At 46.3% G+C, this 14,640-nt stretch carries 13 protein-coding genes and 3 tRNA genes; 1 reads left to right on the top strand and 15 read right to left on the bottom strand.

Annotation, left to right across the window (positions count from 1 at the left end):
• From hisB to MHI32_RS00775, 4 genes are all read right to left on the bottom strand, one after another.
• Complete coding sequence (gene hisB / locus MHI32_RS00790) at window positions 1–609, bottom strand: imidazoleglycerol-phosphate dehydratase HisB (protein ID WP_036687073.1); 609 nt, start codon at window positions 607–609, stop codon at window positions 1–3.
• On the bottom strand, window positions 596–1,906 hold the full coding sequence (hisD, locus tag MHI32_RS00785; protein WP_076126836.1) for a histidinol dehydrogenase: 1,311 nt from the start codon (window positions 1,904–1,906) through the stop codon (window positions 596–598). The genes hisB and hisD overlap by 14 nt, the downstream gene beginning before the upstream one ends.
• 38 nt (window positions 1,907–1,944) lie before the next feature.
• Window positions 1,945–2,583, bottom strand: a complete 639-nt coding sequence (gene hisG / locus MHI32_RS00780) for an ATP phosphoribosyltransferase (RefSeq protein WP_036687062.1) — start codon at window positions 2,581–2,583, stop codon at window positions 1,945–1,947.
• A gap of 69 nt (window positions 2,584–2,652) precedes the next feature.
• Window positions 2,653–3,870, bottom strand: a complete 1,218-nt coding sequence (locus tag MHI32_RS00775; RefSeq protein WP_036687060.1) for an ATP phosphoribosyltransferase regulatory subunit — start codon at window positions 3,868–3,870, stop codon at window positions 2,653–2,655.
• Between the two features lie 280 nt (window positions 3,871–4,150).
• Between MHI32_RS00775 and gntK the strand changes: the two genes are divergently transcribed.
• Complete coding sequence (gntK, locus tag MHI32_RS00770; RefSeq protein WP_076303380.1) at window positions 4,151–5,680, top strand: gluconokinase; 1,530 nt, start codon at window positions 4,151–4,153, stop codon at window positions 5,678–5,680.
• A 70-nt stretch (window positions 5,681–5,750) separates the two neighbouring features.
• Here gntK and MHI32_RS00765 read toward each other — a convergent pair whose 3' ends face one another.
• The 11 genes from MHI32_RS00765 to MHI32_RS00715 form a co-directional block, all read right to left on the bottom strand.
• Window positions 5,751–6,908 (bottom strand): acyltransferase, encoded by a 1,158-nt coding sequence (locus MHI32_RS00765; RefSeq protein ID WP_339189093.1) that lies wholly within the window; start codon window positions 6,906–6,908, stop codon window positions 5,751–5,753.
• A 111-nt stretch (window positions 6,909–7,019) separates the two neighbouring features.
• The gene (locus tag MHI32_RS00760) at window positions 7,020–8,228 is read right to left on the bottom strand and encodes an acyltransferase (RefSeq protein WP_076179137.1); all 1,209 of its coding nucleotides are present in this window, start codon (window positions 8,226–8,228) and stop codon (window positions 7,020–7,022) included.
• Window positions 8,229–8,521: 293 nt separating this feature from the next.
• Window positions 8,522–9,031 (bottom strand): acyltransferase, encoded by a 510-nt coding sequence (locus MHI32_RS00755; protein ID WP_172628771.1) that lies wholly within the window; start codon window positions 9,029–9,031, stop codon window positions 8,522–8,524.
• Window positions 9,028–9,684: a pyrophosphatase PpaX gene (gene ppaX, locus MHI32_RS00750; RefSeq protein WP_076126829.1), complete on the bottom strand. Its 657-nt coding sequence runs from the start codon at window positions 9,682–9,684 to the stop codon at window positions 9,028–9,030. Before ppaX ends, MHI32_RS00755 begins: the two co-directional genes overlap by 4 nt.
• Window positions 9,685–9,689: 5 nt before the next feature.
• Window positions 9,690–10,721 carry a prolipoprotein diacylglyceryl transferase gene (gene lgt / locus MHI32_RS00745; protein ID WP_076126827.1) on the bottom strand — a complete coding sequence of 344 codons (1,032 nt, stop codon included), beginning with the start codon at window positions 10,719–10,721 and terminating at the stop codon, window positions 9,690–9,692.
• A gap of 12 nt (window positions 10,722–10,733) precedes the next feature.
• Window positions 10,734–11,672: an HPr(Ser) kinase/phosphatase gene (gene hprK, locus MHI32_RS00740; RefSeq protein WP_036687047.1), complete on the bottom strand. Its 939-nt coding sequence runs from the start codon at window positions 11,670–11,672 to the stop codon at window positions 10,734–10,736.
• Between the two features lie 210 nt (window positions 11,673–11,882).
• Window positions 11,883–13,004 (bottom strand): sn-glycerol-3-phosphate ABC transporter ATP-binding protein UgpC, encoded by a 1,122-nt coding sequence (gene ugpC / locus MHI32_RS00735; protein ID WP_076126826.1) that lies wholly within the window; start codon window positions 13,002–13,004, stop codon window positions 11,883–11,885.
• 111 nt (window positions 13,005–13,115) lie between these two features.
• Complete coding sequence (locus MHI32_RS00730; protein ID WP_339189091.1) at window positions 13,116–14,210, bottom strand: helix-turn-helix domain-containing protein; 1,095 nt, start codon at window positions 14,208–14,210, stop codon at window positions 13,116–13,118.
• A 149-nt stretch (window positions 14,211–14,359) separates the two neighbouring features.
• A tRNA-Lys gene (locus tag MHI32_RS00725) sits at window positions 14,360–14,432 on the bottom strand.
• A gap of 5 nt (window positions 14,433–14,437) precedes the next feature.
• Window positions 14,438–14,523: transfer RNA gene (locus MHI32_RS00720), tRNA-Tyr, on the bottom strand.
• An 8-nt stretch (window positions 14,524–14,531) separates the two neighbouring features.
• Window positions 14,532–14,604: transfer RNA gene (locus MHI32_RS00715), tRNA-Phe, on the bottom strand.
• Window positions 14,605–14,640: the final 36 nt, after the last annotated feature.

Here is a 14,640-nt window from a genome sequence, read left to right as displayed (position 1 = left end):
CTACAGCACTCCCTTCGTAGAAGGCACACCCTTCACACGGGGATCAATCAAAGTTGCTTCATCCAGCGCCCGTCCAAGCGCTTTGAATACAGCCTCAATCATGTGGTGTGTGTTAGAACCGTAGTGTACGATAACATGTAACGTAATCCGTGCTTCGAGCGCGAACTTCCACAGGAACTCCTGAACAAGCTCCGTCGAAAAGCTGCCCACCTGCTGTGAAGGATAGGTTGCACGATATTCAAAGTGCGGGCGATTGCTGATATCGATCACAACCTGCGCCAACGCCTCATCCATCGGTACAAAAACACTCGCATAACGTTTGATTCCTTTTTTATCACCCAGTGCTTCGTGCAGTGCCTGCCCTAGGCAGATCCCAATGTCTTCAACCGTGTGGTGGTCATCAATCTCGATGTCTCCACGCGCCTGTACAGACAGGTCAAATTGTCCGTGCTTCGTGAACAGATCCAACATATGATTCAGAAAAGGAACATCCGTCTCCAGCTCTGAAACTCCACTTCCATCTACGTTAAGAGACAACTTTATATCCGTCTCGTTTGTTTTACGGCTTAATCCAGCTTGGCGCAGGGCCTGTTCGTTATTGTTCTCCATATCCGTCTCCACCTTTTCCTTCGTTCTTGAGTCGAATCTCAATGGCTCGTGCGTGGCCTTCTAAGCCTTCGCGACGTGCCAGCTCTATAATGGTCTTCCCATCACGCAAGAGTGCTTCCTTACTGTAATAGATCAGACTTGATTTTTTAATAAAATCATCCACATCCACTGGTGACGAGAAACGTGCGGTCCCATTGGTTGGGATAATATGATTTGGCCCTGCAAAATAATCACCCACGGGCTCGGAGCTATACGCTCCCAGGAAGATGGCTCCAGCATTCTCAATGCTGCCTACGAGGCCCATAGGATCTTCGACAACAATCTCCAGATGCTCTGGTGCCAGTCTATTCACTACGGAGATCCCTTCCTCCATAGATTCCACAACAATGATCGCGCCGTAATTCTCTACCGAAGAACGGGCGATCGCCTGACGCGGCAGCTCTTGCAGCTGACGCTCCACTTCGGCCGCCACGTTATCCGCCAGGCTCTGCGATGGCGTGACCAGAATCGCCGAGGCCATCTCGTCATGCTCGGCCTGCGAGAGCAGATCCGCTGCGACATAAGCCGGCTCAGCGGTCTCATCTGCCAGCACGACAATTTCGCTTGGACCCGCGATACTGTCGATATCCACGGCGCCATATACCTCGCGTTTAGCCAGCGCAACGTATATGTTGCCGGGCCCACATATTTTATCTACCGGCGCTATGCTCTCCGTCCCAAAAGCCAAAGCAGCTACCGCCTGCGCTCCGCCCACACGGTAGATTTCATTCACACCTGCTTCTGCAGCAGCAACCAGGATGTAAGGATCAATCCCTTCTTTACCGCCGGTGGATGGCGGAGTCACCATGACGATCTCCGGCACACCCGCGATCTGTGCTGGGATCACGTTCATCAGCACCGAGGAGGGATAAGCTGCTTTGCCACCAGGTACATATACCCCTACCCGCTTCAGCGGACGAATAATCTGCCCCAGAATCGTGCCATCCGGCTGCAAATCCATCCATGAATTCCGTTTCTGTCTGGCATGGAACGCCCGGATATTGGCTGCAGCTGCTTGAATGGCAGATACGAAAGATTGCTCTACTCGGCCATACGCTGCCTGAAGCTCTTCCGGCGTTACCCGCAGTTGATTCGGCGTAAGTGCAACCCGGTCAAATTGCTCCGTATAGCGAAGAAGCGCTGTGTCTCCTTCTTTTTTAATGGCGGCCACAATTTCCTTTACCGCCTGATTTTGCTCTGGCGTACCATACTCCACTTCCCGCTCTAGCTTAAAGTCCTTGCTCGACACAACCTTCATCGCTGGTTCCTCCCTTTACCCCTAACATCTGTTGCCGCCTACCGCAAATTAGGTTGCCCTATAACTGCCTGTAGTCGGTCACACAGTTGCTGTATCTCTTCATTTTTCATCCGATAGCTCACACGATTTGCCACCAGGCGGCTTGTAATTTCGAATATACTCTTCATTTCGATTAATCCGTTGTCCCGCAGCGTTTGCCCGGTCTCTACCATATCCACAATACGATCGGCCAGACCAATCAGTGGTGCAAGCTCGATGGATCCATTCAGCTTCACTACCTCGACCTGTTGGCCCTGCTCCCTAAAATACCTTGAAGCTACATTCGGATATTTCGTCGCTACACGCTGCTGAATTCCCGGCTGCCAGTTCGGCAATCCGATGATCGACATCCGGCAGCGGGCAATGCCAAGATCAAGCAGCTCGTATACATCACGATCTTCCTCCAGCAAAACATCCTTGCCCACGATACCAATATCCGCCACGCCATATTCTACATATGTAGGTACATCTACTGGTTTCGCCAATATAAACTCCATCCCTGCCTCAGGCAGCGGAATAACAAGCTTGCGTGATGCCTCACCGTCCGGTGGAATCGGAAGACCTGCCTGGCGGAACAGCTCAGCAGCCTTTTCGTAAATCCGGCCTTTTGGCATAGCCACCTTCAATATCTGTGCCATTGTTAAGTTGCCTCCTTTTCCATCTCCATGCAAAATTTATGTTAATCGCTTTTTGTACTAGCGATATCCTCAGCCATGCTCACTTACAAAAGATACGAATGTATAGATCTCACCGTACCGTACACCCTCTGCTTCAACCGTGTCCGTATCCAAACGCTTCACCGTTTCAAGCTCTTCTGGACCTGCAGCAAGTCTAGTAACGACTGCATGACCCTCTGACCGCAGGCGTGTTGCCTCTTCCAAGCCTTCTTTTCTGCGAATCGCATCATATTGGATCAAAATAGGCAGCTCTTCCTCTTCGACCACTCCAGTTACACCATCCAGGATGCGATTCGTTTTTAAGGAAAATCCTGTGGATGGGATCGGACGCCCAAACTGTTGCAGCAGATTGTCGTATCTACCACCACTGCATACCGGAAATCCTAATTCCGCTGCATAACCTTCAAAAGTCATGCCAGTATAATAGGAAAAGTCCCCGATCATCGTCAGATCAATCAGTACATGCTGTGATACGCCGTAAGAGACCAGCACCTCCCACACCTTGCACAAATGATCAATCGAATGACGCGCGAGCGGATGATTGCTCAGCTCTAGCGCCTGTCCACAAATCTCCTTGCCTCCGCGCAGACGCAGCAGCCCATCCAGTTCGTTCTTCTGCGCTTCTGTAAGATCCAGCCGCCGTAAAGTCTCCCGGAAAGAAACATAGTCACGGCCCAGCAAATGACTTTTCAGCTCCTCTTGAGCCTCAGGCAGTTCAGGAAGTGCCTCTTGAAATAACCCATTTAGAAAGCCTACATGCCCCATAGCGATCTTAAAAGACTTCACACCCGCGGCTTGCAGCGAAGAAATAGCAAGCGCAACTACCTCCGCATCAGCTTCAGGTGAATCATCACCTACCAGCTCTACACCTGTCTGGAAGAACTCCGCTTCCCGCCCCGCTTCTTCCTCAATGGCACGGAATACATTCGCGTGATATGACAGACGCAATGGCAGTGGCTCATCCTTTAATAGAGAGGCAACAACACGGGCAACCGGGGCAGTCATTTCTGATCGAAGCACCAAAGCCTGACCACGATTGTTAAGTAATTTATAGAGCTTCTGGTCGGACGTAGAGCTAGCCACGCCAACTGTATCGTAATATTCCAACGTTGGAGTCATCATTTGCTGATATCCCCAGCGACTCATGCAATGCAGTACATCGTTCTCAATTTTGCGCAATTTCGTTACGGCCCGGGGCAGATAGTCCCGAACGCCAGACGGCTTCTCAAATCCCTTTGGTTTGGACATCTTCATTGTTCACCTCGTCAGTTATCATTAGATACTGTTTATGTTTACTTTACTATGGTAAAGTGGTAGCAAATTAAAGTATTTTCAATATCGTATCATGTTCACTGCTTTTTCGTCAATCAAACCCTTAGTTGAGCGTTTGGCATTTTCTTTATTTTTGCCTCCCCGCTTATCGAATACTATAATGAGCTAATACGATTGTACTTCATAATTTTGTAATTGGTGTTCTAAAAATATACTTTCACCTAGAAAGAAGGGCTAACGCTTGACTAAATCCTATATGATTGGCGTTGATATTGGTACTACAAGTACAAAGGCAGTTCTCTTCGAGGAGAATGGAGCCATAGTTGCACAAGCGAATATGGGTTATCCCTTGCATCAACCCTCCCCTTCTATAGCGGAGCAGGACCCAGAGCAAATCCTACGTGCAGTCTTTCATACCCTCTCTAATGTCATGCGGCAAAGCGCCGTATCTCCAGATAAGATCCTATTCGTCTCTTTCAGTTCAGCCATGCACAGTGTCATTGCAATTGATCAGCTGGGTAAACCACTTACTGCCTGCATCACTTGGGCTGACAACCGTAGTGCCGGGTCTGCACTTCGCCTGAAGAACGAGTTTAACGGACATGAGTTGTACTTGCGCACAGGAACGCCTATTCATCCTATGTCACCGATTACCAAGCTAATGTGGCTTCGGGATGAGCAGCCTGAGTTGTTCCAACAAGCCTATAAATTCATTTCTATAAAAGAATACATATTCGCTCGGCTGTTCGGCGAATACATCATCGATCATTCCATTGCCTCTTCTACAGGCATGCTCAACCTTGAACTTTTGGAGTGGGATAAAGAGGCCCTGGAGATAGCCCATATTTCACCAGATCAACTCTCACGGCTTGTTCCCACCACAGAGATCATGCAAGGCCTGCTTCCCGGTCTAGCAGAGGAGCTGTTACTGCTCCCCACGACACCTTTTGTCGTAGGAGCCAGTGATGGTGTCTTGTCCAACCTTGGCGTAGGCGCGATTAAACCCGGTGTAGTGGCTGCTACGATTGGAACAAGCGGAGCGATTCGCACCGTAGTGGATCACCCGCTTACCGACCCTAAAGGACGGACCTTCTGTTATAACTTAACCCCAAAACATTGGGTGATCGGAGGGCCCGTTAATAACGGCGGTATGTTGTTCCGCTGGGTACGGGATGAGTTCGCTGCTTCTGAAGTCGAAACCGCCAAACGTCTTGGCATTGACCCTTACGAGGTTCTAACGCGCATCGCGGAACAAGTTCCGGCAGGTAGCGGTGGTCTTCTGTTCCATCCTTACTTAACTGGTGAACGGGCACCGCTGTGGAATCCTGATGCTCGTGGCTCCTTCTTCGGCCTTTCTATGAATCACCATAAGGAGCATATGATTCGCTCGGTACTAGAAGGCGTAATCTTCAATATGTATATGGTTCTGCTGGCTATGGAAGAGCAAATCGGGCGTCCTAGCAAAATTTTGGCTACAGGCGGCTTCGCCCGCTCCTCAGTCTGGCGGCAGATGATGTCTGATATTTTTGATCAAGAGGTCATCATTCCGGAGAGTATCGAAAGCTCCTGCCTCGGAGCAGTAGTGCTTGGTCTTTACGCAACGGGCCGTGTGGACTCCTTCGATGTTGTATTCGACATGATCGGTTCAACTTACCAGCATGATCCGATTGATGAACATACCAAAGTGTACAAGCAGCTGCTGCCGATTTATATTTCCGTCTACCGTAGTCTGGAAAGCCAGTATCAAGCTATTGCGGAGTTTCAGCGGGAACAAGCTGGAGAATAGACAAAATATAAAAGCGCCGGTCAACCCGCATATACGGGAGACCGGCGCTTTTATATTACCTAGCAGTAGACTATGCGCTTATGGAGCCTGTTTTTGCTTTCTTTGGTGCGCCTGATCCGAAAATAATCCAAGACGCAGGCACATACCGGAAGACGAGAGCCACTGCCAGCCATGAAACCAGCAGCGCAACAAGCCATCCTCCTACAATCGCTGCGATGTACGCAAGAGAACCCCCGTGAAACGGTAATTTTCTATAGAAATACAGCAGCATAGGGTGCAATAGATAAATTCCGAAGGAGCATGCTCCCACAGATACCAAAAGTCTTGTCAGCAAGCTACGACCCGCCCCATAGAGCAAGAAGGAGATTTGCAACAGCACCACACAAGAGAGCAGCGCATGTAAATTAGAGAAACCCTCATACCATAAGCTGTTGATGACAGTTTTTTTCGTGTAATTGTTAAACCATAGCTCAACATGAACAACCCCTGCTACAATCCATAACAACCACAACGTAATCCAAACCGGACCTTTACCGGCGCGCCAGCCTTCACGTGAAGGCACTAACCATTTTTTCAAAGAAGAGTAATACACTGCAATCCCAGCACCCAGCAGGAAATACGAGAAATAAGTGATCGCCAGACTCCCCTTGGATAACTGCCAATACCCGTGATTGGTCATGTATTTATTCAGCAGCACAAAACCCCACTGTAGTAATAACCCGATCAGTGGCGCCCAAGCCGCCAGATGACGAACCTTTTGCAAACACCACAAAATAAGCGGAAATAACACGTAAAACTGAATAATGATAATAATATAATACAGATGCGTATATGCCGTTCCTGTCCATAAATACTTCCATAGCTTAGAAGCCATCTCCCCCGGAGGTAAGCCCCAAGTATTCCCGGCATTCATTTTTAACGCAAAATACAGCAGTGAAAATACTACATAAGGCACAATAATATAAAGCAGCCTTCTAGTGTAGAACTTTCCTAGCGTTTTGCCACCCAGCGGACGGTCAATATAGTTATAGAAGAGCACGAACCCACTCAAAAATATGAATGAAGGTACGGCGAACTGGCTGAATTTATTAATAAATAAGAACGGATGAAACATGTTTGTACCTAGTGTCTCCGCCAACGTTCGTGAAGTAGCATGAATAGCCAGCACTGCAAAAATAGCAATCGCCCGAAAAATATCCAGCTGCGGAATTCTTTCTTTTTGTCTCATAATCTTTCCTCCTGTTAAGCTCCGCATCGAAATGATGCCTTTTTAATCAAATATTATGAAGGCTACTTCCCCACGTTTTAGCGTGTGCGTGTATCAGACCTTCTTCTAACGCTATTTCTCCTGCTGCACGAACCCCTTTGCCCGTTCCTCAGAGATATAACCTGACTTTTCCTCCGGACTGGATTCCAAAGAGCGAGGCACGCTTCCAAAAATAATCCATGAACCCGGAACTCGCCGGAAAGCAAACTGCACAATAAGCCAGCTCCCTCCCAGTGCGACCACAAGCCCTCCGTAGATGAACAAAACATATGTTAGCGACTCTAGGGGAATCTGATATCGGAACCTGCGATATACCGCCAGCAATAGCGGATGAATCAAATATATCGCAAATGAGAGTTCACCCAAACGTGTTAAAAAAGCAACAATCCCGCGAGAGGCCTTACGATAGATCAGGAATGTAGCATACAACAGAACCAATGCTGATAACATCGTATGGACATTCCATAATAGCTCGTACCACAGCGAATCCGTCCACACCCCAAAATGGCGGGCCACATACCATAGCTGCACATGGATAAAGGCTGCAATTAACCACCCGCTCACTAACAGGGCAGTCCATCCTTTTTGCTTGGCAGTTAGCCCCCTCCATGGCTTCATCAGCCAAGTCTTCACCTTCTCAAAGTGAATTGCGATATAAGCACCCATCATATAATAAGCCAGATAAGAGATCGCCAGGCTCCCTTTTTCAACAATGTGCAGTTCGTATTTATTCCAGAAAATAAACCCCCACTGAAGTGCCAATCCGAGCGGAACCGCCCATTTAATTAAAAAGCGGGAACTCTGGAGTAGCTTAAGCAGTACTGGAAAAAGCAAATAAAACTGAATGCTGATAAATACAAAATACAAATGCGCATATGCGGAACCTGAGAATAACGCTCTAATAAAGCTGTACAGGTTGCCACCGAGGTTCTGGGTCAATCGTCCGTTCACATATAAGGTTAGTGCGTAATAGCCCATAGAGGCTAGCAGATAAGGTAATAAAATATACTTTAATCGACGACGGTAGAAATTAATAATCAAGCTGCGTGTCACAGGACGCCCATAATAATTATAAAACAATACAAAGCTGCTCAGAAAAATAAATGAGGGCGTACCGAATTTAAAGAAAATGTTGATCCAGTTCAGCCAGTAATAATAAGGGGAATGCAGTGCCTGCTCTCCAGCGGCAAAAGATGAGGAATGCACATGCAATACGCCTAAGATCGCTAATGCTCTGAAAATATCCAGCTGGGGCAGCCTTTCCTGTCTCGCAGTGTTCATATTATATTCCTCTTCTCTACTATGATGGTTGTTCATAGAGACGCTAAGCGGAATGTGGAAACTGAAAATACCAGGAAGCCTGCACCTGCTGATTTTACATTCTGATATTTGAAGCTGAATGCCTAGCGTGGGATTCGCCTTATCACTAACGCTAATTATATCGAATGTATCTGTTCTAAAAACTTAAGAAGAACTTAAAGTTTCCTTAATAATCTTCTCTAAGACGCAAGAAACCCTGCAGAACCTGCGCTAAAAAAACGCAATATGTAACTGCAGGGTTAAAAAAGCATCGTTTACACTTGTTCCGAATGTTCTTCCGTTGAAGAGGGGCGCAGCTCTCGCAGAGGATTGCCTCCGACAAAAGAGCCAGCCGCCACATTTTTGTGCACCACGGAGCCAGCAGCTATAACTGCCCAATCTCCAATGGTTACACCGGGAAGAATCGTTGTATTCGCGCCGATCAATACATTTTCACCGATCACCACTTCGCCCAGACGATATTCCTTGATCAGATACTCATGCGCCAGAATCGTCGTGTTATAACCAATAATAGAATTCTCACCTACCGTTATTTTCTCCGGAAAAAACACATCCACCATTGCCATAAGACCAAAAGCCGTGTGTTTACCAACCTTCATCCCCAGCATCCGTCGATAGATCCAATTCTTTAACGGTAGAATCGGACAATAGCGGGCAATCTGAATAAAAATAAAGTTGCGGACACCCTTCCAAGGGCTGACCGTACGGTAAATATACCAAAGTGAGTTATGACCTTCTACTGGATAACGGGTTACGTTTCTCACGATTCATTCGTTCCTCGCTCCATAATTTCTATAATATCCTTCATGTTATGGATGATAAAGTCCGGATCATACTTGCGGAGCGTATCCTCGCCCTTCAAAGACCAAGATACTCCAGCAGCGTATACACCGGCAGCTTTGGCTGATTGAATATCAACTGCACTGTCACCTATCATTAAGGTTTTGCGAGGATCAACACCAAGGTTGTGGACCGCTGTCAGTACGGGCTCCGGATGTGGCTTTGGTTCAGTAACATCGTTCACAGTCACAATCGTATCCATGTACTTAAGTAAATCGAACCTTTCCAGGGTCTTGATCGTTGTTGGACGGATCTTAGTAGTTACAATCCCAAGTTTGATCCCACGACGCGAGAGCTCCTCAATGGTCTCCTTTACAAGCGGAAAGGAACGCACTAACTCATCATGATGCTCATTATTATAAGAACGATAGGACTTTTCTAACGTACCATTTACATCCTCTAGTCCAGAGAATACTCTCATCTGTTGCTGAAGGGTTGTTCCCATATGCGGAATTATCTCTTCTCTGGTCAGTGGAGCCAGACCATTGTCCTTCAGCGCGTACATAAATGAGCTAATGATTAGCTCATTCGTATCGACAATCGTTCCATCCAGATCAAAAAGAACGCATTCTATCATAAGTTTTACTGCTCCTTCTTATCTCCATCCGCTGGCTGTCCTTGCTCAGGTTGTGTTCCTTGACGAGTTTTCTGCGGTGTATTTACTGCGCTTTCTGGCACTACAGTATCTGCTTGGATCGGTTTAGTACATACGATAGGGTCAGAATAATGTGCTTTAGGCTCTCCGGTTACTCTGCGAATAACGATCAGCAATATAGCTGCCACAATAATAAGTAGAGAAAGCAGCTGAGAAATACGAATATTACCATAGGCAGGATCCAGATATCCTTGTTCAAAACCTAACCATTCCATCGGACTCCATAAGCCGTTTATAAACGAAGCCAGTCCTGCACTTCCGTTAAAAGCTAAACTGTCAGTACGCACAGCCTCGATGAAGAACCGACCGATGGAATACCATATAAAGTAAGACATGAAGATTTCTCCAGCACGTACAAACTTCTGACGACGGAGAACCATCAATAACGCAATCCCTAGTAAGCTCCAAAGAGATTCATACAGGAAGGTCGGATGATGAAAAGCATCTCCTATGTACATTTGATTAACGATGAAGTCAGGTAAATGCAGTTTATCCCGTAAAAAAGATTCCTCAACTACGCTGCCGTATGCCTCTTGGTTGACAAAGTTTCCCCAGCGGCCAATCATTTGACCCGCCAGTAGTCCAGGTGCACAAATATCAACAATACGCCAAAAAGGGTAACCCTTATAACGGAAATAAATAATTCCGCAAATAATCGCTCCTATTAATGCGCCGTAAATGGCGATGCCGCCATTCCAGATCTTAAAGACGTCTATCAGATTATGCTTATAATCGTCCCATTTAAAAGCTACAAAATAAATCCGTGCCCCTATAATTGCCGAGGGTACACCCAGTAGCAGCATATCCATAAAGAATTCTTGCGGGATTCCGAACCGTTTGCCCTCGCGGATCGCAAGAAATAATCCCGCGAGTGCACCGACCCCTAGTATTAACCCGTACCAGTGTACAGGCAGTGATCCAATTGAGAATACAATAGGATCTATTGCTAATGGGAACATTGTCTCACACTCCTAATCGAGATCGTCCATATCCTCAGATATGGTTGCAGTTAACTTATTCGTAAACTGCAGGGCTGCATTAAAGCCCATTTGCTTCAGGCGATAGTTCATCGCAGCAACCTCAATAATAACGGCAAGGTTACGTCCTGGACGTACAGGAATGGTTACAAGTGGAACATCGGTATCAATAATCCGCGTTGTTTCCTCATCAAGTCCAAGCCGGTCATACTGCTTGTCTTGCTGCCAAGCCTCTAATCTAACGACAAGTGTAATCCGTTTATGATTACGGATAGCACCCGCACCAAAAAGTGTCATTACGTTAATGATACCTACTCCGCGAATTTCCAACAAGTGACGGATCAACTCAGGGGCTGTACCATGCAGCTGGTTATCTGAAGTCTGGCGGATTTCCACGGCATCATCAGCGATCAGTCTATGTCCACGTTTTACAAGTTCAAGGGCTGTCTCACTCTTACCAATACCACTACTACCAGTAATCAGCATACCTACACCATATACATCACAGAGTACACCATGAATCGTTGCTGTAGGGGCTAATCTCCCTTCTAAGAAGCTCGTCAAACGGCTGGAGAAAATAGTCGTAGCCATCGAGCTACGAAGCACAGGAAGTCCCTTTTCATTACTTATATCAATTAACTCCTGTGGCACATCCAAACTACGGGTAATTACGATACAAGGGGTATTGTCATTACAGATTCCACGAAGCCTACTTTTACGTTCAGCTTCAGGCAGCATGGAGAAGAATGCGAGTTCTGTCTTACCTAATAATTGAACACGTTCTTCCGGATAATATTCGAAATAACCAGCAATCTCTAGTCCAGGGCGATTCAGGTCATCGACCGTAATAGGTCGTTTTAGACCTTCCTGGCCGGAAATAACCTCTAATTGAAAATGTTGTACCAATTCAGATACTTTTACTTTCTTAGCCATGTAAATTCGTCCTTTCGTCACCTGCGGTATATGTCCGCTTACTGCGTCCGGTTGACAGCGATCTCATTACAATTCCGGAGGTAATTCTCCTGCTATCTTAATTGATAACGCTTGTGAATGCAATCTTAACGCCTATCCATTACGACCCTAATTAAACAATAAAGCCACCCTTTCGGGTGGCTTTATCAAGAGAGAAAAGATCCTGCGATCTTATCCCAACAGAATGTTAACTTCGGATTCTTTATCGAAGAAGTGAACTTTGTTCATATCGATAGCCAATTTTGGCTTGCTGCCTTCGCGAGTAGTGGAACGTCCATCTACACGAGCGATTACAGTAGATTTACCAAGGCCGCTCAAGTAAAGGAGCATTTCGTGACCAAGGTTTTCAGTTACATCAACCAATGAAGTAAAGATTGTGTTCGGGGAAGCTTCCAAGAATACTGGCTCTTCATGGATATCTTCTGGACGAACGCCCATAATTACTTCTTTGCCAATGTAGCCTTTGCTGCGGATGATTTGAGCTTTTCCGCCTGGTACTTCAACATCAAGGTTCTCAGCGCGGAAACGGATAGAACCGTTTGCTTCGGACAAAGTACCATTGATAAAGTTCATTGTAGGGGATCCGATAAATCCAGCTACGAACAGGTTAGTTGGTTCATTGTACAACTCTTCAGGGGAAGCAGCTTGTTGAATGATACCATCATACATAACTACGATACGGTCACCCATTGTCATAGCTTCTGTTTGGTCATGCGTTACGTAGATACAAGTGGTTTCAAGGCGTTTAACCAGTTTAGTGATTTCAGCGCGCATTTGACCACGAAGTTTAGCATCCAAGTTGGAAAGAGGCTCATCCATCAAGAAGACTTGTGGATCACGTACGATAGCGCGTCCCAAAGCGACACGTTGGCGTTGACCACCGGAAAGTGCTTTTGGTTTACGATCTAGCAAATGCTCGATATCGAGAATTCTAGCAGCTTCACGTACTTTCTTGTCGATTTCATCTTTCTTCACTTTACGAAGTTTCAAACCGAAAGCCATGTTTTGGTATACGCTCATATGCGGATACAGGGCGTAGGATTGGAATACCATCGCGATATCTCGGTCTTTAGGTGCAACGTCGTTGACTACACGATCGCCAATGTACATTTTACCTTCGGAGATTTCTTCCAGACCAGCGATCATACGCAAAGTTGTGGATTTACCGCAACCGGATGGTCCAACCAATACTAGAAATTCCTTATCTTTAATATCAAGATTGATATCCATTACTGTTGCTTTATCTGAACCCGGGTATTTTTTGAAAATATGCTCTAAACGTACGCCTGCCATTGTATTTCCCCCTCGAGTTAATTATTGATTAATTGAAAAATTCTTTTTTCCTTGTACATTTATATTACCCTAGACGGGACACGGTGGCTATTTGTAACGTTCACAAAAAACCTATTTCCTTTTCGTCACTTTATACAAAAGCATAGTAAGCTTCACAATAGCAGCGTCCCCAAAGCTACGCACATCGGCACCCGTCTCCTGTTTTATCTTGTCCAGACGGTATAAAAGCGTGTTGCGATGAATATATAGCTTCTTGGCTGTTTCACTTACATTACAATCCATCTCAAAAAACGTCTCCAGGGTCATCAGCATCTCTTTATCCGATAGTACGGTAGAATAGTCGCCAATCTGTCCAAGTAACTGTTTACGCCGTGCATCAGGAATGCTGTTAACCAAACGTTCCAAATGCAGCTCCCAAGGTAAATGAATATATTCACCCACTTGGAAAATACGTCCGAGTACAATAGTCTCCCTCAGCAAGGCCACGGATCCCGTCAATCCCTTAACAGGAACGATAGCCGGAGCTACAGCCAAATGGAATACACCTACCCATTCGCTGGCTATCAGTTCGTGTAAGCCCATACTGGTCTGAGCCAGAATTTCATCTACACTCTCTTCTTCCTCATCCTTATCATCTCCGCCCGTGAGTAGTTCCTTCCGGGCCAATATTAACCATTCTTTTTCTTGAAGAGGTATAAGCAGAATTTCATTCTCAAAATAGCTGCGCAGCAGCTTCATTAAGGAACGATAAGTGATCTGCGGGCTATGTGCATTCTCACTGCTAAGTAGGAATGGAACCATATCTCCGAATAAACGTCCCTTTAGAGCCATCTCATCGGGTATCTCAGAGTCATTTTTCTCTTGCTCCAGTTCGGTGTTCAACCAGATACCCAGCTGCCGAGCCTCCGCTTCCCCTTCTTCTCTAACCCCAGTAGCTTTTAGTGCAATTGCAAAGTTTCGAACTGCATAATTCACTAATTGTATTTCCAAAGAGTTAAGTCCATCCAATTCCACCCAGACAGCGGTTACACGTCCATCAGTCTCATATAATGGTGCCCAAAGATGACCTTCATGGATTACCGGCTGTTCTTGTGCTTCCAATCCCAGGCTAAAAAGAGAAGCTGAATGTTGCCTCCCTAACTGCTTGATTCCGGTTTTCTTTCCGGTGAGCTGCTCTAACTTTTTCCGCAATGTTTCGCTATCCATAGTCACCATACTCCACCACTTTTGCTCTTTTCGCCTATTTTAGCATATTCTCTAATATTATGTTAATCACTACAGCAGCGCGCTACTATAATACGACATAAAAACACAAAAAAAGCCACCACCCTAAGGTGGTGACTTTCTGTTTGGGATGAGCCATGAAGGACTCGAACCTTCGACACCCTGATTAAAAGTCAGGTGCTCTACCAACTGAGCTAATGGCTCATAAATGGTGGGGGATGATGGATTCGAACCACCGAACACGTACGTGAGCAGATTTACAGTCTGATGCGTTTGGCCACTTCGCTAATCCCCCAAAAAAGGTGGCTCGGGACGGAATCGAACCGCCGACACGAGGATTTTCAGTCCTCTGCTCTACCGACTGAGCTACCGAGCCATAAGATTACATGACAATTAAGCGGAAAAGTCTTAC

Source organism: Paenibacillus sp. FSL H7-0690 (assembly GCF_037980415.1).
GTDB lineage: Bacteria > Bacillota > Bacilli > Paenibacillales > Paenibacillaceae > Paenibacillus_AQ > Paenibacillus_AQ odorifer.
The sequence above is the reverse complement of the archived record's forward strand: the minus strand, read 5'-3'. Positions and strand labels throughout refer to the sequence as shown.

Coding starts and splice junctions, on each gene's coding strand:
- ppaX (WP_076126829.1), bottom strand. CDS start 9,684: ATGATAGAATGCGTTCTTTTTGATCTGGATGGAACGATTGTCGATACG.
- lgt (WP_076126827.1), bottom strand. CDS start 10,721: ATGTTCCCATTAGCAATAGATCCTATTGTATTCTCAATTGGATCACTG.
- MHI32_RS00775 (WP_036687060.1), bottom strand. CDS start 3,870: ATGTCCAAACCAAAGGGATTTGAGAAGCCGTCTGGCGTTCGGGACTAT.
- ugpC (WP_076126826.1), bottom strand. CDS start 13,004: ATGGCAGGCGTACGTTTAGAGCATATTTTCAAAAAATACCCGGGTTCA.
- MHI32_RS00730 (WP_339189091.1), bottom strand. CDS start 14,210: ATGGATAGCGAAACATTGCGGAAAAAGTTAGAGCAGCTCACCGGAAAG.
- hisD (WP_076126836.1), bottom strand. CDS start 1,906: ATGAAGGTTGTGTCGAGCAAGGACTTTAAGCTAGAGCGGGAAGTGGAG.
- MHI32_RS00765 (WP_339189093.1), bottom strand. CDS start 6,908: ATGAGACAAAAAGAAAGAATTCCGCAGCTGGATATTTTTCGGGCGATT.
- gntK (WP_076303380.1), top strand. CDS start 4,151: ATGATTGGCGTTGATATTGGTACTACAAGTACAAAGGCAGTTCTCTTC.
- hisG (WP_036687062.1), bottom strand. CDS start 2,583: ATGGCACAGATATTGAAGGTGGCTATGCCAAAAGGCCGGATTTACGAA.
- hisB (WP_036687073.1), bottom strand. CDS start 609: ATGGAGAACAATAACGAACAGGCCCTGCGCCAAGCTGGATTAAGCCGT.
- hprK (WP_036687047.1), bottom strand. CDS start 11,672: ATGGCTAAGAAAGTAAAAGTATCTGAATTGGTACAACATTTTCAATTA.
- MHI32_RS00760 (WP_076179137.1), bottom strand. CDS start 8,228: ATGAACACTGCGAGACAGGAAAGGCTGCCCCAGCTGGATATTTTCAGA.